Source organism: Sphingopyxis sp. OPL5, assembly GCF_003797775.2.
In the GTDB taxonomy this organism is placed as follows: domain Bacteria; phylum Pseudomonadota; class Alphaproteobacteria; order Sphingomonadales; family Sphingomonadaceae; genus Sphingopyxis.
Window position 1 is genome coordinate 1,837,869 of the sequence record NZ_CP060725.1, and the last position, 16,940, is coordinate 1,854,808.

A 16,940-nucleotide genomic window follows, 5' to 3' on the forward strand; every position below is an offset into this window, starting at 1 on the left:
GGCATTGTTGCAGTTCAATCGAGTTTGGCGCGCTGTTCGGCGAGCATCTTGGCGGGCAGCGGCAGATAGCCGGCGTCGGCGACCATCTTCTGCCCCTCGTCACTCAGCGCGAAGCGCAGGAACTCGCGGAAGCGCGGTTCCATCGCGGTGCCCGGCTTGCGGTCGAAATAGATGTAGATGTTGCGGACCAGCGGATAGCTGCGGTCGCGAAAGCTCGCCTCGCTCGGCAGGACATAGTTGGTCGTGCCGCGCGCGGCGAGCGCGACGGGCTTGAGCCCCTCGATCTCCTTCGCCTGCGACATCACCGACCAGCCGATCGCGCACGGGTCGTTCGCCAACCGCTCGCCCAGCATATGCTTGGCGCCGAGGCGGCCGTGGTGGCGCTCGTCGGCCGGGATCTGCTTGCTGCCGGTTTCGACATGGCCGCTGTAATTGGGGTTCCACTTGTCGCTGCCGCCGAGCACATGGAGCTGGAAGAAGCGGGTGGTCCCCGACGGGCCATGGCCATAGGTCTTGATCGGCTTGTTCGCGCAGGGGCCGGTCCTGACGCCGAGTTGGCGCCAGGTGCGGATGTCCTTTTCGGGGCCGCGCGCGTCCTTCTCGGTCCATTCGAAGCCGCGCAGGCCGCCCGACCGCTCCGACCCGAAGATACCGTCGAGCTGCTCGACGGTCAGCTGCTTCAGCGGATTGTCCTTGTGCACGAACACCACCGGCCCGTTCGAGCGGCCCTCGCGGTCATAGGAGCCCGACGCGACCACGACATAAGAGGCGTGATAGCCATGGGTTTCAAAGAAGCTCAGGGCCTCGACGATCGCCGGTTCGCCGCCGTTCGGGCCGAGGTCGGTGACGTTGGTCACCAGCGCCGGAAAGGCGGCGTCGCTGGTCGGCAGGGTGTTTTCGAACACGATCTCCGGATGCAGCTTCCTGAACGCCTCCTGCCACTGGACCAGCACCCCGCCGAGGCCGAAGCCATAGTTGCGGATGGTGCCGCTGACGGGCTCGCCCTTCTGATAGGGTTCGGCGTTCGCCGCCGCGGCCCCGGTCGCGACCAGCGACAGGGCAACGAGCGACCGCAAGGCATGTCGACGCATGATGTTGGCGACCCTTTGCATGATCAGAAGGTGAAGCGCGTGGTCAGCGTCGCGTAGCGCGGCTGGCCGGCCTGGATCTGGACGCGGCCCGACGAACCGGCGCCCGAGCTTTCGTAATATTTCTTGTCGAAGAGATTGCCGAGCTTGAGGTTCACCGAGAAGCGTTCGGCCTTGTAGTAAATCCCGGCGTCGACGAGCAAATAGCCGGGCAGGTCGAGCGGTTTGAGGTCGTCCTTGTTCGTGGGCAAGATGCCCGCACGCGGACCGGTATAGGTTACGCCGAGACCGATACCGAAACCATTTTCCCAGTCGTAGCGGGTCCACAAATTGGCCGCATCCTTTGCGACGTTGGCGAGCGGCAGACCTTCCTGAAATTTCTGATCCTTGACCGAAGCGCTCAACACGCGGGCGTTGATATGGGTGTAACCGAAAATGAACTGCCAATTATCGATCGGCTCATAATTCCCTTCGATTTCAAAGCCATCCGACCGCGCTTCGCCGAGCTGTGCCGAACAGCTGCCGAGCGGGCATTGGAACTGCGTAATCTGGCCCGTCTGATCGATGCGATAGAGCGCTGCGGTTGCATTCAGGCGGCCATCGAGCAGATCCTCGGCCTTGATGCCGACCTCATATTGTTTGCCTTCGAGCGGCTTGAAGAAGTTATTTCCGTCGGCGTCGAAGATACCGGGATCGGCCGGCACGAAGGATTCGGCATAGCTGCCATAGATGGTGATATTGTCCTTCGGCTGGAGCAGGATGCCAAAGCTCGGCAGAAAATCCCGTTTGGTAATGCGGGTATTGACCACGGTCGGCGTATTGCGTGCGTCGGGCTGCACCACGGCCTTTTCGCGGAACTTGCGAACCGAAGCGCTGACTTTGAGCCAGTCGGTCACGGTAATCAGGTCCGACAGGTAGATGCCCCAGTTGCTGGAATCGATGATGCGGTGCGTCAGCAAACTTGCCTGACCGGTCAATGCCGGATTGAGCGCCGGCAAGGACTCGAAATTCGGAAAGGCGCCGAAGTCGGGATTGTAGAGACTGATGTCGAGACAGGTCCCGCCGACGGGGCATACGCCAGCGGCGTTGCGATTGTTCGAGTTGAAGAATTTCAGGCGATTTTCGCTCACCTGATCCTTGCCGGCGTTAACCCCGACCAGCAGCTTGTGTTCGAGCCCGAAGGTCTCGAACTCGCCGTTCAGGTTGATGTCGACATAGTCGTATTTGCGATCGGTCTTGAGTTCGCGGGCGCGGCGGGTGACGCGGAACTCGCCCGCGATGCGCGCGACGTTGACACTCGAAAATTCCTGCTGGTGGCTGCTGTAGTCGACGTGACGGCCGCTGACGTTGAGCGCCCAGTTTCCGAAGTCATGCTTGAAATAGGCGCTCAGCGCCTTGCCTTCCTCGACACGGAAATCGTCGGGCGACTGATAGGTGGTGGTGATCGGCGCGACCGCGTCGATATCGTAGATCGTGCTGGTCACCGAGGTGAGCCCGTCGAAGGGCGCGGCCAGACCATTGTCGAACTTTTCGCGTGTGCGGCGATATTCGCCCTGAACCGTCAATGTGGTGTCGGGACCGATTTCCCAGGTCAGGCTGGGTGCGACGAAGGTCTGCTTCTGATTGGCGAAATCGCGGAAACCGTCATTGTCGCCATATTGGGCGACGAGGCGGTACATCAGCGCGCCGTCGCCGGCGAGCGCGCCGGTCGAGTCGATCGAACCGGTCAGGCCGAAATGGTCGAAGGCATGGCGATTCTTGCTGAGCCAGGTGTTGCCGCGCAGTTCGATCGTCGTCGCGGCCTGCGCCTGCGGCTTTTTGGTGATGATATTGACGAAGCCGCCCGGCTGGATCTGGCCGTAAAGCACCGACATCGGGCCCTTCACCAGTTCGATCCGCTCGACGCCGATCGTCGGCGGCGAGCCATAGCGTCCGGTCAGGCCCGGCAGGCCATCGACCATGATCGAGTTGCGGTCGTCGCCGCTCGACTTGAACCCGCGCAGCGTGATGTCATAGGCGGTGCCGCCCGACTTCTTGAGGCCGGTCATGTAGTTGTAGAGGTCGGCGACACTCTGCGTCTCGAGCGACTTCACGAACTCGTTCGAATAGCTCGACACCGAAAAGGGCGTGTCGAGGACGGGGACGTCCATCTTCATCGCGCTCTTCGACCCGTCGTCGAGGAAGGTGCCGGTGACGATGATGGCTTCGTCTTCGGCCGCCTCGTCCTCCTGCGCCCCGGTTGCCGCCTGGTCGTCGTTCGTTTGCGCAAAGCCGGGCGTTGCAGGCACCAGCGCGAACAGGGCGGTGGCGATCATAAATCGTGCGGTCTTCATCTTCTCTTCCCCTTCATTCACCCCGCGGTTGCCCCGCGTGGGTGGAAAATCCAAAACGGTCTTTGGTCTCAGGTCATCGAGACCAGCGGAAATATCCCGGTGGCCATTGCGGTGGCCGTCATCAGCAGACAGATCGCGACGGCCCATTTCAGCGTAAATTTCTGGTGGTCGCCGAACTCGACGCCGGCGAGACCGACCAGCAGATAGGTCGACGGCACCAGCGGGCTCAGAAGGTGGACGGGCTGCCCCATCAACGACGCGCGCGCCATCTCGAGCTGGCCGATGCCATAGTGGCCGGCAGCCTCCGACACGACGGGCAGCACGCCGTAATAAAAGGCGTCGTTCGAGATGAAGAAGGTGAAAGGCATGCTCGCGATCGCGGTGATCGGGGCCAGATAGGGACCCCATGCATCGGGAATGATCGCAAGGAAGCTTTTCGACATCGCATCGACCATGCCGGTGCCGCCGAGAATGCCGGTGAACACGCCGGCGGCAAAGATCAGCGAAACGACCGCGATGACATTCTTGGCATGTTCGGCGACCCGGCGACGCTGCTCGTCGACTTTCGGATAATTGATCACCAGCGCCAGCGCGAAACCGATCATGAAGAGGATCGGCAGCGGCAGCACCGCCATGATCAGCCCGGCCATTAGGGCGATCGTCAGCAGCGCGTTGACCCACAGCAGCTTGGGCCGGCGCAGCGCCTCGGCCTCGCCATTTTCGGCCGGCAGCAGCGCCGATTCTTCCATCAGCCCGTCATTGACGAGGCCATCGGGCGAGGCGTCGGAGCGCATCGCTTCCCGCAGCGCAGCGCCGCTTGTCGCCGCCGAACTCAGCGAGCCGAAGGCATAGGCGGGTTGCAACGCAAGGACGCCCAGGCGGCGGCGCTCGGCCAGCCCCAGATGCCAGGCGAGGGCGATCACGCCGATCACGCCGACCACCATGGTGGGGATCATCGGCACGAAGATCGCCGAGGGGTCGATCTGAAGCGCGCTGGCCGCACGGGCCAGCGGACCGCCCCAAGGTGTCAGGTTCATCACCCCGCCCGCGAGGATGGCGACGCAGGTCAGGTTCAGCGCGTTCATCCCGAGCCGGCGATAGAGCGGCAGCATCGACGCGCAGACGATCATATAGGTCGTCGAACCGTCGCCATCGAGCGACACGAAGGCGGCAAGAACGGCGGTCCCGATCACGACCTTCAGCGGATCGCCATCGACGACCGCGAGGATGCGGCGCACCACCGGGTCGAAGAGTCCGGCATCGATCATGATGCCGAAATAGAGGATCGCGAACATCAGCATGACGCCGGTCGGTGCGAGCGTCTTCACACCGTCGATCATCATCTCGCCGAGCTTCGGACCGCCGAAGCCGCCGACAAGCGCGAAGAGGACGGGAATCAGGATCAGCGCGACCATCGGCGACAGCCGCTTGGTCATGATCAACGCCATGAACGTGATCACCATTCCAAAGCCAAGCAGGGTCAGCACTGGGTTACCCCCGACATCTCTCTCTCCATCCCCGTACCGCTCGTGGCGGTATTCGATTGTCGCGGCATCATGCCGCGCGGCCGATCAGTCCGGCTCTATGATGGATGTTCTGACAGAGGTTGCTGTCACCGGCCTGTCATGGCAGCGACAGCGTGGATTCCGCCGCTCAGCGTGCGCTGTGGCCGCTCCACAGGTCCAGCAAACGCTGGCGTTTCTGCGCGTCGAGATAGACGAGAAGGCCCGGCCCCAGTGCGATCGGGCGGAGCGGCCCGACGCTTTTTTCGGCGATGCCCAAGCGGCTGTACGGCCCGTCGATCTCGGGCCTCACCGCGCTGAGCCGGCTTCGATTGGTCAGGATACGCTGCCCGCGAATCGACAGCAGATATTCGAGGAACAGATGCGCCGCCGCCGCCTCGGGTGCGCTTTTCGGGACGACGGCCGTGCGTGCGACCGCCAGCGTATAGTCGCTGGGATAGACAAGCTCGAGGTTGCTCGACCGATCGGCCTCGGCGCGGGCATAGGAGCCGAGGACGTTATAGCCGACCGCGAGCTCGCCGCTTTCGATCCGGCGCAACACCTCCGACGTCGTGCCCGCGGTCACCACCCGGTTGTCGCGAAACGCCTCCGCGATCGCCCCGAAATCGCTGCTTTGCCGGGCATCCTGCGATACGACGAGATAGCCGACGCTGCTGGTGGCGGCGTCATAGGTGCCGATCCGGCCGCGCCAGAATTCGGGATCCTCGCGCAGCGCGGCGAGCAGTTCGGGTCGCGACATCGGAATGCGCCGCCCCGCCATCGCCTTGCGGTTGAACACCATGACGACGGGTTCGAAGGTGAAGCCCAGCGCCTCGTCGCGCCACCGCGCCCAGCCGGGCACCATCGCCGCGTTCGGCGACCGGTGCGGCGCGGCAAAGCCGTCGTTCACCAGCCGCACCTGCAAATCCATCGCGGCGCTGAGCAACAGGTCGGCGGGCGATCCCGCGCCGGCGCTTTCCTCGCGAAAGCGCCGGTCGAGTTCGGCAGCTTCCAGATCGACATATTCGATCATGATGTCGGGGTGGGTGGTCCGGAAATCGTCGATGACCGGCTGAAAGACCTCAAGGTCCGAAGTGCTGTAGATCGTCAGGGTTCGCGTTTCGGCGGCGGCGCCCCGGTCGGCGGCCTTCTCGGCACAGCCCGCCAGCGAAAGCAGGCAGAATAGCGCGAAAATCATGCCGCGCATCATGACCGTCGCGCCCGGCGCGGCAGCGCGATCTCGACCAGCAACCCGCCGCCCTCGCGGTCGCCGAGCGTGATCACACCCCGATGGCTTTCGACCGCGCGGCGAACGATCGCGAGGCCGAGCCCCGCCCCCGGTTCGTCGTTGTTGCGGCGGGCAAAGCGTTCGAACACCTGTTCGCGGTCGTCCGGCCGGATTCCCTTCCCGCGATCGGCGACGCTGAGCAGATAGCCGTCGGGGGTCTCGACCAGCATCAGCGACACTTCGCCATGTTCGGACCGGCCGTGGGTCAACGCATTCTGGATCAAGTTCTTGACCACTTCGCCGATCATCACCCGGTCGCCGACCATCGGCGCCTGCGCCAGCGGGCTGGTGAAGCGGACGTCGCTGTCTTCGGCCATCGGCACCGCCTCGCGGACGCTCTGGCGGACGGTCGCGAGCAGATCGAATTCGGTGAAGACCCGGACGTCCGAGCGGTGCTGGACCGTCGCGTCGCTGAGCATCTGGTTCACCAGCCGCGTCAGTTTCGCGGCGTTGCGGCGGATCGCGACGAGGCTGCCGCGCATGTCCCCCTGGTCGCCATCCTCCGCCAGCTGCGCCTGCGCCTGGATCACCGCGAGCGGGGTGCGGAGCTGGTGCGCGGCGTCGCCGATGAAGCTGCGCAGCGTATCGATATTGTCGTGCAGCCGGCTCATGAAACCGTTGATCGAATCCACGACCGGCGCGATTTCGGCGGGAACGGGCGTGACGACCGGATCGAGGTCTTCGGGCTGGCGGCTCGCGAGTTCGCCGCTGAGCCGGCCGAGCGGACGCAGGGCCAGCGTGACCCCGAACCACACGACGCCGAGCGCCACGACCGTCATCAGCAGGATCGGCGCCAGCGACCCGAACACAAGGTCGCGCGTCAGCGCGTCGCGCGCGCGGCGGGTCTGACCGACTTGTACATAGACCCAGCCCGTCGTCCCCGGCTGCGCGATCTCGCGCGCCAGCGACACGAAGCGGACATCCTCGCCCCGATAGCGCGCGTCGTAGAATTGTCCCGATGTGTCGCTTTCGCTGCGCACGCTGCGGCGCTGCGGCACGTCGGGCAGGTCCGGATAGCCGGTCACCGTCCGCCGGTCGGGTCCGACGACACGGTAGAAGACCCGGTCGTCGGGCGCCGCCGACAGCATGTCGAGCGACGAATAGGGAATATCGACCTGCACCTTGCCGTCGAGGATCGACAGCGTTTCGGCGATCGAGAGCGCCGACCCGCCGAGCAGCCGGTCATAGGATTTGTCGGCGGCCAGCTTTGCATAGGACATCGCCGCGGCGTAGAGCGCGACCATCCCGATCAGGAAGACCACCCCCAGCGTCCCCGCGAGGCGAAGCCGCAGCGAGGTGGTCCGTGCGGTCACGATGCCGCGGGGGCTTCCGCGACGTAGCCGACGCCGCGCACGGTGCGGACGACCAGCGCCCCCTCCAGCTTGCGGCGCAGGCGCCCGATATAGAGCTCGATCGCATTGGGACCGGCATCGTCGTCGAAATCGAAGAGCTGCGAGGCGATCTGGTCCTTGCTCAGCACGCGCCCCATGTTGCCGATCAGGATTTCGAGCAGGCGGAATTCGCGGTTCGGCAAGGTCAGTTGCGTGTCGCCGACCCGCACCAGCTTGGCGTTGCGATCGAAGACCAGGTCGCCGATCGCGGTGACGTTCGACGCCATCCCCTGCGAGCGGCGCAGCAGCGCGCGGCACCGCGCGTCGAACTCGCGAAAGTCGAACGGCTTCGACAGATAATCGTCGGCGCCGACGTCGAGCGCATCGACCCGGTCCTCGATATTCGACCGCGCGGTGAGCATCAGCACCGGGGTCAGCGACCCCCGCCGCCGCATCGCGCGCAGGACTTCGAAGCCATCCATCCCGGGCAGGCCGATGTCGAGCACCACGACCTCATAATCCTGGTAGCACAGCACATCGTCGGCGGCCTCGCCGTCGGACTGCAGATCGACCGCATGCCCCTCGCGGCTGAGCCGCTTGAGCAAGGCGTCGCCCAGATCGGGATCGTCCTCGACGACCAGAATTCGCATCGCAACCCTCTCCCTCGGCCACTCCTCGGGCCGGTCCGTCGTCGCCGTTCATCGACAGCTTCGCGACAGATTAGGGACCTAACTAGGCATGTAAACGAGCGCGAGGCAAGCCCTCCCGACGCCGAAAAGAGCAAATGGAGAGGAAAAAAATGGCAGAAAACCGGACTTTCGGAGGCCGCTTCGCGGCCCGATCGCGCACGCCCCTGCGGGCCGCCGCAATCGCCCTTTCGCTGCTGTTCGCGACCACCTCATCGGGGGCGATGGCGCAGTCGGCATCGGCCGAACAGATCGCCGATCTGCAACGCCAGCTCGACGCGCTGAAGGCCGAACAGGCGCAAACCGCGGCGCGCATCGCACAGGTCGAAAACACGCTCGGCCGGATCACCGGCGTGCCCGTCGCACCGCCGCCCGCGACGCCGGTCTCGGGGGCGCCGATCTCAGGGGCCGCCGCGGCACCCGCACCGGTCGCCCTCGCCGCCAGGCCGGCATCGAAGCTCCAGCTCTCGGGCGACGTGCGCGTCCGCTATGAAAGCAATTTCGGCGATGCCGACGCGCGCAACCGCGACCGCGGCGTCGTCCGGGCGCGGCTACGCGCCAATTATGCGGTTTCGGACCATATCATGGCGGGCGCCCAGCTTTCGACCGGCGACGACGACGATCCGAACACCGCCGATGTGACGCTGTCGAACTGGGACGACGACCTGCGCGTCAGCCTCGACCAGATCTACCTGCGCGGGACCTGGGGCAATCTGGTCGTCCACGCCGGCAAGATTCCCCAGCCGTTCCGCCGCACCGACCTGGTGTGGGACGGCGACGTCAGCCCGCAGGGGCTATCGGCGGCCTATAAGCAACCGCTGCCCGGCGGGGCGTCGATCAAGGCCACCGGCCTCTATTTCCAGATCGACGAAGCGAGCCGCGCCAAGGACAGCAGCATGGTCGGCGGCCAGATCGAATTCGCGACCGCGCCCGGCGTCTTCCACGCCGAACTCGCGGCGGGCTATTACGACTATCGCGTGAACTCGATCACCGGTGCCGATGCCGGCGACTTCCGGTCGAACCTGCTGACCCCGGCGGGCCGCTACCTCTCGGACTTCGATATGCTCGACATCGTCGGATCGGCGACCTTCGCGGGGCTGGGCGAGCGCTGGCCGGTCCAGCTGATCGGCAATTATGTCCACAATTACGGCGCGGCGGTCGACGCCGACACCGGCTATGGCGCCGACCTGTTTGTCGGCCGCGCCTCGAAGCCGCACGACCTGCGCTTCGGCTATGGCTATAGCCGGACCGAGGTCGATGCGGTGCTCGCGGCGTTCAGCCACGACAATATCGACATCGCGACCAACTATCTGCTGCACTCGCTGAGCGTCGATTATGTGCCCCGCGCCAATACTTTGCTCAACCTGACGCTCTACCACTATCGGCCGCTCGACCCGCTCTATGCCGGGACCAACCAGCCGCGCGACTGGCTGAACCGGGTGCGGCTCAACTTCTCGGTCAATTTTTAGCGAAACGGAGCTTTTCTCCCGAGCTCCCGCATCGGAGCCGCGCGGTCCACGGGTCGCGCGGCTCTCTTTTTGTCCCCCCGGCGCCCGTCACAGGCATGAAAAAGGGCGACCCGATCAAGGGCCGCCCTTTTCCGTCATGCGATTGGCGTGCGTTATTTGACGATCGAGAAGAGCGCCTCGGTGCTCGGGATCTTCGATGCCACCGCATCGCGGATGCGAACGCCGGGCTGCATGAAGTCGATGTCGATCAGCCCGCTGTCGGGCGACTGCTTGAACGCGAGGACCATGGTGACCGGCAGATATTTGCCCGACTGGTCCTTCAGCGGAACGAGGATCGAGACCTTCTTGTTGAAATCGGGGGTGCCCCATTTCGATTCGACCTGGGTCACGCCCTTCTTGGCGGTGATCACGTCGCCCGGCGACGAGACATTGCCGACGCGGTCGGGAAAGGTGCCCGCGATCATCGTATAATCGTTCATGCCGGCGGGGATCGCGTGGATCGTGATGCTGACCAGTTCGGGATGCCCCGCGACGATGCCGTCGACGATCGACTGGGCCAGGTTCTTGCCCGCGGGGGCGACCCAGTTCTTCGCCGTCTGCGGCGTCGAGGCGGCGCGCGGAATTTCATCACCGGCCTGGACGGTCATCGGCATCGTCATAAACATGGCGGCAGCCGCCACCTTGAACATAAGCTTGGTCATGGAATTCTCCTCTCACCGGATTGCGGATCCGCCTGTTCTGGTCGGCACCCTTGATCCCGGAATAATCGCCTTGGCTGTCACTCGGCTGTCGCGGCGGCGACCGGCGGCGGCATTTCGACGGGTGCGTCGACCAGCGGATCGGCGGGATGCAGCGCCGCGTTCAGCGCGTCGCGGTCGAGCCCGCCCTCCCAGCGCGCGACGACGATCGTCGCCACCGCATTGCCGATGAAATTGGTGATCGACCGGCATTCGCTCATGAACCGGTCGACGCCCAGGATCAGCGCCATGCCCGCCACCGGCACGGTGGGCACGACCGACAGCGTCGCCGCCAGCGTGACGAAGCCCGCCCCGGTCACCCCTGCGGCGCCCTTCGAACTCAACATCGCGACCCCCAGCAACAGCAATTGCTGGCCGAGCGACAGTTCGACCCCGGTGGCCTGCGCGATGAACAGCGCCGCCAGCGTCATATAGATGTTCGTTCCGTCGAGGTTGAAGCTGTATCCCGTCGGCACCACCATGCCGACCACCGCCTTGGGGCAGCCCGCGGCCTCCATCTTTTCCATCAGGCTGGGCAGTGCCGATTCCGACGAAGATGTCCCGAGGACGAGCAGCAGTTCGGCGCGCAGATAGCGCAGCAGGCGCCAGAGCGAAAAACCATTGTAGCGCGCGACCGCGCCCAGCACGACGAAGACGAACAGCGCCGAGGTGATGTAAAAGGTGGCGAGCAGCGCCGCGAGATTGGCGAGGCTGCCGACGCCATGCTTGCCGATGGTGAAGGCCATCGCGCCGAACGCGCCGATCGGCGCCGCGCGCATCAGGATCGCGACGAGGCGAAAGAACCCCGCCGCCACCGAATCGAGGATGGTCAGCGCCGGCTGGGCCCGATCGCCGACCAGCGCCAGCGAAATGCCGAACAGGATCGCGAGGAACAGGACCTGGAGGATATTATGGTCGGTGAACGCGCCGACGAAGGTTTCGGGGATGATGTTGAGCAGGAAGCCCGTGAGCGTCGTGTCGTGCGCCCGCTTCGTATATTCGCTGACCGCGGCGGTATCGAGGCTGGCCGGGTCGATATTCATCCCCGCCCCCGGCTGCACCACATTGGCCACGATCAACCCGATCACCAGCGCCAGCGTCGAGAAGCAGAGGAAATAGATAAAGGCTTTGCCCGCGACGCGCCCGACCGATTTCAATTCGCCCATGCCGGCGATGCCGGTGACGATGGTCAGGAAGATGAGCGGCGCGATCACCATCTTGACCAGCTTGATGAACGCATCGCCCAGCGGCTTCAGCGACGCCCCGACGTCGGGCCACAGCACGCCGACCAGGATGCCGGCCGCGATAGCGACGAGAACCTGCACATAGAGCTGGCCATAAAGCTTCGGTCGTTTGCCGTCCGCCGCACCCGGCGCTGCCGTCATTGCCACCAAGATCCATCCTCCCACCGACGCCGACCGGTCTTCGTCCCGACGGACGTGCGATCATTCGTTCCAAACAGCGAAAATTAGCGCGCGCAACTGTCGTCTGACTGTCAGCCCTATGCCGCATGGCCGTCAGCTTCGCATCAGCCAATCGGCGCTAGAAAAGATCGCAATCTGGAATAAGGATCACAACATGCGATTTCCCGCCATCCTCGCGCTCGCCATATTGACCGCCGTCCCGCTTGCGGCCGGCATCGCTCCCACGGTCGCCCATGCGTTTCAAAAGTCGAAGAAGGGCGACGCCGCCAAAGCCGAACGCAAGCGCGCCGAGCAGGAGGCGATCCGCGCCGCGGTGCAACGCGGCGAAGTTCTGCCGCTGCCCCGCATCCTCGCCATTGCGCAAGCCAAGGTTCCGGGCGACATCATCAAGGTCGAGCTCGATTATGAAAGCACGGGGATCGAATATGAGGTCAAGATCCTGACCCCGGCGGGCCGGGTGCGCGAGGTCGAGATCAACGCCCGCACGGGAGCCATCCTGCGGATCGAGGATAAATAATGCGGGCACTGCTGGTCGAGGATGATCCGGACCTCGCCGACGATGTCGCGCGTGCGCTCGGCGCCGCGGGCTTCGTCGTCGATCGCAGCACAAACGGCGAAGACGCCTGGTTCCAGGGCGATGTCGAAAATTACGCGCTCGCCGTCCTCGACCTCGGCCTGCCGCGCCTCGACGGGTTGAGCGTGCTCAAGCGCTGGCGCGACGGCGGGCGGACGATGCCCGTGCTGATCCTGACCGCGCGCGGCGAATGGACCGAAAAGGTCGAAGGCATCGAGGCCGGCGCCGATGATTATATGGCCAAGCCCTTCGCGATCGGCGAACTTGTCGCCCGCGCCCGGGCGCTCGTCCGCCGCGCGGCGGGGCATGCCAGCACCGTGCTGGCGATCGGCGACCTGTCGATCGACACGGCGCGGATGACCGCGACCCTCGGCGGACGGCAGACCCAGCTATCGCAGCTCGAATATCGGCTGCTCAATTTTCTCGCGCATCAACAGAGCCGGATCGTGTCGGCGGGCGAAATCGCCGAGCACCTCTACGGCGCCAGCGACGGCAGCGATACCAATGCGGTCGAGGCGATCGTGACCCGGCTGCGGCGCAAGCTCGGCAGCCGCATCGTCGAAACGCGGCGCGGACTCGGCTATCTGCTGACCGGCGAGGCCGGGTGAAGCGGACGTCTCTCCGCCTGCGGCTGTTGCTCGGCGCGACGGTCGCCATCTTCGCGGCGCTCGCACTCGCATGGGGCGGCATATCCTGGATGTTCCGCCAGCATGTCGAGCGGCGCGAAGAGGCCGAACTGACGGCGCTGGCCGAACAGGTGATCGGTGGCCTGACGGTCAATGCCGCGGGCAAGCCGATCATCGCCCCGGCCCCGGTCGAACCGGCCTTCCAGTCTATCGCGAGCGGCCTTTATTGGCAGGCGCGCGGTCCCGGCGGTACCGACCAGTCGCCGTCGCTATGGGACCAGAGCCTTCCAGCCTCCGACGCCGCGGCCGACCGCTGGACCAGCGCAACCGTGCCCGGCCCGTTCGGCGCGCAGTTGACGATGGTCAGTCGCACAGTCCGCCCCGGTAAGGGCGACATCGGCATCATGGTCCGGGTCGCCGCAAATGACGGCGAGATGCGCGACGCGCTCGGCGCGTTCGACAAACAGCTCGCGCTGTCGCTCGGTCTGCTCTGGCTCGTCCTGTCGGTGGCGGCCTTTGTGCAGGTCACTCTGGGCCTGCGCCCGCTGGACCGGCTCCGTCGCGACCTCGATCGGCTCCGTAAAAGCCCCGCCGCGCGGTTGTCCAAGGCGCATCCTGCCGAAATCCTGCCCCTGACCGAGGCGATCAACGCGATGGCGGAGGCCCGCGAGGCCGACCTCGGTCGCGCGCGCCGCCGGGCCGCAGATCTGGCCCATAGCCTGAAGACGCCGCTCGCGGTCGTGTCGGCGCAGAGCCGCCGCGCACGCGAGGGCGGCGCCGAAGCCGCGGCCGACGGAATCGACCGAGCCGTCGCGGCGGCCAGCGCGGCGCTCGAAGCGGAGCTCGCCCGCTCGCGCGCCGCCGCCGCGCGGGTGACCGGCGGCGAATGTGCGCCGCATGACGTGGTCGAAAGGCTTGTCGCCGTTGTCGAACGCGGCGAATATGGCGAGCGCGTCGCCTTCACCGTTGATATCGATCCCGCGCTTCGCCTGCCGGTCGACCAGGTTGATCTTGCCGAGATGCTGGGCGCGCTGATCGAAAATGCGGCGCAGCACGCGCGCCGGCAGGTTCGCATTTCGGGGCAACGCGAATCCGGCGCCGTCACCCTGTCGGTCGCCGACGATGGCGAAGGCCTGTCGGAAGATGCCGCCTTCCGCGCCATGCAACGCGGGGTCCGCATCGACGAGGCGGGCGCTGGTCATGGCCTGGGCCTCGCAATCGTGCGCGACCTCGTCGAAGCGACCGAGGGCCGTTTGCGCCTGGGCCGCGCCGGTCTGGGTGGATTGCTTGCCGAGCTCGATTGGGCCGAAGACCGGGATCAGGCGGTCTATCGCCCGGTTCGATGAATATGGTTGGAGGCCCGAGCCGGAATCGAACCGGCGTGCGCGGATTTGCAGTCCGCTGCGTCACCACTCCGCCATCGGGCCTCATGCCAAATTGCCGCACTCGCTGACGAATGGGCCGGGTGTTAGACGGACCGCGCTAGTGATGGGCTTTGGCCGGCTTGTCAAGGATTCGCCGATGGGACTTGGCGGCGGCGGCCGGGACAGCTATGCGCGGCGCTGCGGACGCTCATGCTGTATTAGCATTGCAATACAGCATGGCTTGGGCTAGAGCGGGCCGCAGCACGGGTCATTTCCAGGAATCGGACAGCGCTGATGGCGACCAAATTTGAAGACGCGCACTTGAACGGAATCACCGCCGCGGCGATGCGCGCGGCGATGATCGACAGCCAGCTGCGCACCAACGACGTCATCGATCCGGCGATCGTCGCCGCGATGGGCGCCGTCGCGCGCGAGGATCATGTGCCGCCGGCGCTGGCGAGCGTCGCCTATATGGACCGCGCGATCCCGCTCGGCGCCGGCCGCGCGCTCAACGCGCCGCTGGTCACCGGCCGGATGCTCGTCGCCGCGGCGCTGCGCCCCGGCATGCGGGTGCTGCTCGTCGGCGCCGCGACCGGCTATGCCGCCGCCTGTCTCGCGCAGCTCGGCGCCGAGGTCTTCGCGCTCGAGGAAGAGGCCGGGCTCGCCGCCATGGCCCCCGCGAACGACGCGACGACCTGGGTCGCCGGACCGCTCCATGCCGGCGCCGCCGACAAGGGACCGTTCGACCGCATCATCGTCGAAGGCGCGATCGAGACGCTGCCGCCGGCGCTCGCCGACCAACTCGTCGAGGGCGGCCGGCTCGTCGCGGCGCTTCGCGACGGCGCGGTCACCCGCCTCGTCCAGGGGGTGAAGACCGGCGGCACGCTCGCGCTGCGCCCCTTCGCCGACATGGACGTCGCGCCGCTGCCGGGCTTCGCCCGTCCCGCCGGGTTCCGGTTCTGATCGCCTCCATCTCCCCTCCGTTCCAGGCTGATATGATGACGCACGACCGCAAGACGATTTCCTTCGCACGCCGCGGCCGCTGGCTCGCCGGTCTCGCGGTCGGCGCGCTCACCCTCGCGAGCGCCGCGCACGCCGAAACGCTGCAGGGCGCGCTCGCCAAGGCCTATGAGAACAACCCGACACTGACCGCCGCGCGCGCCGCCCAGCGCGCGAATGACGAGAATGTCCCGATTCGCAGGGCCGATGGCCTGCCCAGCGCCGGCGCCGGCGTCGATTATCAGGAAAACCTCGTCCTCCCCGGCAACGCCTTCTTCTCGCCAAAGCGCACGCTGTCGGTCGGCGGCCAGCTGACCGTGCCCATCTATCAGGGCGGGGCGGTGCGCAACGCGGTCAAGGCCGCCAAATTCCGCGTCGAGGCCGGCCAGGCCGATTTGCGCGCGACCGAGGCGAGCATCTTCGCGCAGACCGTCGGCGCCTATATGGACGTCATCCGCGACCAGGCGATCGTCCAGCTGAACCAGAAGAATGTCTCGGTCCTGCGCACCAATTTGCAGGCGACCAGCGACCGCTTCGAAATCGGCGACCTGACGCGCACCGACGTCGCCCAGTCGGAGGCGCGGCTCGCGCTCGCCGAGGGCGATCTGCGCACCGCCGAATCGAACCTGATCAACAGCCGCGAATCGTACATCCGCCTCGTCGGCGAAGCGCCGGTGGATCTGGAACAGCCGCCGCTTCTGCCCAATTTGCCGGTGACCGCCGAGGAAGCCGTCGCGATCGCGTTGAACAGCAATCCCGACATCGAGGCCGCGAATCAGCTCGTCAACGCCAGCCGCGCCGACATCGGCGTCGCGCGCGCGACCCGGCTACCCAAATTGTCGGCGACGACGAACGGCGGTTACAACAACAACCTCAATTCGGTGACGAGCGCGACGTCCGAAAACGTCACGACCAGCGTACAGGCCGCGCTGTCGCTGACGATCCCGATCTTCCAGGGCGGGCGCCCGGCGGCGCAGGTCCGCCAGGCGCAGTCGCGCAGCAGCCAGGCGATCGAAAATTATGTCGCGACCGAACGCGGCGTCATCGCCCAGACGCGCGGCGCCTATGCCGCCTGGCAGGCGAACGAGCGGATCATCGCCGCGACCCAGCAGGCGGTGAGCGCCAACGGCCTGTCGCTCGAGGGCGTGCGCGCCGAAAACAGCGTCGGCACCCGCTCGATCCTCGACATATTGAACGCCGAACAGGAATATCTGAACACCCAGGTCCAGCTCGTCTCGGCGCGCCGCAACTCCTATGTCGCCGCCTTCTCGGTCCTAGCCGCGATGGGCAAGGCGGAGGCCCGCGACCTCGGGATCGAGGGCGGCGCGCTCTACGACCCCGCGGTCAATTACGAACGGGTGAAGGGCAAGGTCTTCGACTGGGACGACGATCCCAAGCCGCAGCAGGTCGCGACCGACACCCGCGCCGTGCCCGCCGCCAACGCCAATGTGCCCGCCGGCGATCCGCTGACGCCACAATAAGGCTTGGCAAGCATCGCCCGGCACCGGTATGAACATGG

14 protein-coding genes and 1 tRNA gene are annotated in these 16,940 nt (G+C 66.0%); 6 read left to right on the forward strand and 9 right to left on the reverse strand.

Annotated elements, in window-relative coordinates; all coding sequences use genetic code 11:
* Positions 1 to 14: 14 nt before the first annotated feature.
* The 6 genes from EEB18_RS08795 to EEB18_RS08820 form a co-directional block, all read right to left on the reverse strand.
* Positions 15 to 1,091 (reverse strand): PstS family phosphate ABC transporter substrate-binding protein, encoded by a 1,077-nt coding sequence (locus EEB18_RS08795; protein ID WP_162248544.1) that lies wholly within the window; start codon positions 1,089 to 1,091, stop codon positions 15 to 17.
* Positions 1,092 to 1,114: 23 nt separating this feature from the next.
* A complete protein-coding gene (locus tag EEB18_RS08800; RefSeq protein ID WP_187669102.1) occupies positions 1,115 to 3,403 on the reverse strand; it encodes a TonB-dependent siderophore receptor in 2,289 nt (762 codons plus the stop codon).
* 86 nt (positions 3,404 to 3,489) lie between these two features.
* The gene (locus EEB18_RS08805) at positions 3,490 to 4,908 is read right to left on the reverse strand and encodes a CitMHS family transporter (RefSeq protein ID WP_187141970.1); all 1,419 of its coding nucleotides are present in this window, start codon (positions 4,906 to 4,908) and stop codon (positions 3,490 to 3,492) included.
* A gap of 166 nt (positions 4,909 to 5,074) precedes the next feature.
* Positions 5,075 to 6,121 carry an ABC transporter substrate-binding protein gene (locus EEB18_RS08810; protein WP_187141971.1) on the reverse strand — a complete coding sequence of 349 codons (1,047 nt, stop codon included), beginning with the start codon at positions 6,119 to 6,121 and terminating at the stop codon, positions 5,075 to 5,077.
* Between the two features lie 8 nt (positions 6,122 to 6,129).
* Complete coding sequence (locus EEB18_RS08815; protein ID WP_222943155.1) at positions 6,130 to 7,524, reverse strand: sensor histidine kinase; 1,395 nt, start codon at positions 7,522 to 7,524, stop codon at positions 6,130 to 6,132.
* Positions 7,521 to 8,192, reverse strand: a complete 672-nt coding sequence (locus tag EEB18_RS08820) for a response regulator transcription factor (RefSeq protein WP_056344667.1) — start codon at positions 8,190 to 8,192, stop codon at positions 7,521 to 7,523. The genes EEB18_RS08815 and EEB18_RS08820 overlap by 4 nt, the downstream gene beginning before the upstream one ends.
* A 149-nt stretch (positions 8,193 to 8,341) precedes the next feature.
* On the opposite strand from EEB18_RS08820, the gene EEB18_RS08825 reads away from it, so the two are divergent.
* Complete coding sequence (locus EEB18_RS08825) at positions 8,342 to 9,697, forward strand: putative porin (RefSeq protein WP_187141972.1); 1,356 nt, start codon at positions 8,342 to 8,344, stop codon at positions 9,695 to 9,697.
* A 152-nt stretch (positions 9,698 to 9,849) separates the two neighbouring features.
* On the opposite strand, the gene EEB18_RS08830 is transcribed toward EEB18_RS08825, so the two are convergent.
* Complete coding sequence (locus EEB18_RS08830; RefSeq protein WP_187141973.1) at positions 9,850 to 10,398, reverse strand: hypothetical protein; 549 nt, start codon at positions 10,396 to 10,398, stop codon at positions 9,850 to 9,852.
* 77 nt (positions 10,399 to 10,475) lie between these two features.
* The gene (locus EEB18_RS08835; RefSeq protein WP_187141974.1) at positions 10,476 to 11,819 is read right to left on the reverse strand and encodes a dicarboxylate/amino acid:cation symporter; all 1,344 of its coding nucleotides are present in this window, start codon (positions 11,817 to 11,819) and stop codon (positions 10,476 to 10,478) included.
* Between EEB18_RS08835 and EEB18_RS22540 the strand changes: the two genes are divergently transcribed.
* From EEB18_RS22540 to EEB18_RS08850, 3 genes are read left to right on the forward strand one after another with little or no spacing between them, the layout of a single operon-like run.
* A complete protein-coding gene (locus tag EEB18_RS22540; RefSeq protein ID WP_222943156.1) occupies positions 11,788 to 12,375 on the forward strand; it encodes a PepSY domain-containing protein in 588 nt (195 codons plus the stop codon). The two genes, EEB18_RS08835 and EEB18_RS22540, sit on opposite strands and share 32 nt — an antisense overlap.
* The gene (locus EEB18_RS08845) at positions 12,375 to 13,040 is read left to right on the forward strand and encodes a response regulator transcription factor (RefSeq protein WP_056344680.1); all 666 of its coding nucleotides are present in this window, start codon (positions 12,375 to 12,377) and stop codon (positions 13,038 to 13,040) included. Before EEB18_RS22540 ends, EEB18_RS08845 begins: the two co-directional genes overlap by 1 nt.
* Complete coding sequence (locus tag EEB18_RS08850; protein WP_187141975.1) at positions 13,037 to 14,404, forward strand: sensor histidine kinase; 1,368 nt, start codon at positions 13,037 to 13,039, stop codon at positions 14,402 to 14,404. Before EEB18_RS08845 ends, EEB18_RS08850 begins: the two co-directional genes overlap by 4 nt.
* Positions 14,405 to 14,411: 7 nt before the next feature.
* Here EEB18_RS08850 and EEB18_RS08855 read toward each other — a convergent pair.
* Positions 14,412 to 14,485 (reverse strand) — tRNA-Cys (locus EEB18_RS08855).
* 231 nt (positions 14,486 to 14,716) lie between these two features.
* On the opposite strand from EEB18_RS08855, the gene EEB18_RS08860 reads away from it, so the two are divergent.
* Positions 14,717 to 15,385: a protein-L-isoaspartate O-methyltransferase family protein gene (locus EEB18_RS08860; protein ID WP_187141976.1), complete on the forward strand. Its 669-nt coding sequence runs from the start codon at positions 14,717 to 14,719 to the stop codon at positions 15,383 to 15,385.
* A gap of 35 nt (positions 15,386 to 15,420) precedes the next feature.
* Entirely contained in the window at positions 15,421 to 16,902 is a 1,482-nt protein-coding gene (locus EEB18_RS08865; RefSeq protein WP_187141977.1) for a TolC family outer membrane protein, read from the forward strand.
* Positions 16,903 to 16,940: the final 38 nt, after the last annotated feature.

Coding starts and splice junctions, on each gene's coding strand:
- EEB18_RS08795 (WP_162248544.1), bottom strand. CDS start 1,091: ATGCGTCGACATGCCTTGCGGTCGCTCGTTGCCCTGTCGCTGGTCGCG.
- EEB18_RS08800 (WP_187669102.1), bottom strand. CDS start 3,403: ATGATCGCCACCGCCCTGTTCGCGCTGGTGCCTGCAACGCCCGGCTTT.
- EEB18_RS08810 (WP_187141971.1), bottom strand. CDS start 6,121: ATGATTTTCGCGCTATTCTGCCTGCTTTCGCTGGCGGGCTGTGCCGAG.
- EEB18_RS08820 (WP_056344667.1), bottom strand. CDS start 8,192: ATGCGAATTCTGGTCGTCGAGGACGATCCCGATCTGGGCGACGCCTTG.
- EEB18_RS08825 (WP_187141972.1), top strand. CDS start 8,342: ATGGCAGAAAACCGGACTTTCGGAGGCCGCTTCGCGGCCCGATCGCGC.
- EEB18_RS08830 (WP_187141973.1), bottom strand. CDS start 10,398: ATGACCAAGCTTATGTTCAAGGTGGCGGCTGCCGCCATGTTTATGACG.
- EEB18_RS08835 (WP_187141974.1), bottom strand. CDS start 11,819: ATGACGGCAGCGCCGGGTGCGGCGGACGGCAAACGACCGAAGCTTTAT.
- EEB18_RS08845 (WP_056344680.1), top strand. CDS start 12,375: ATGCGGGCACTGCTGGTCGAGGATGATCCGGACCTCGCCGACGATGTC.
- EEB18_RS08860 (WP_187141976.1), top strand. CDS start 14,717: ATGGCGACCAAATTTGAAGACGCGCACTTGAACGGAATCACCGCCGCG.
- EEB18_RS08865 (WP_187141977.1), top strand. CDS start 15,421: ATGACGCACGACCGCAAGACGATTTCCTTCGCACGCCGCGGCCGCTGG.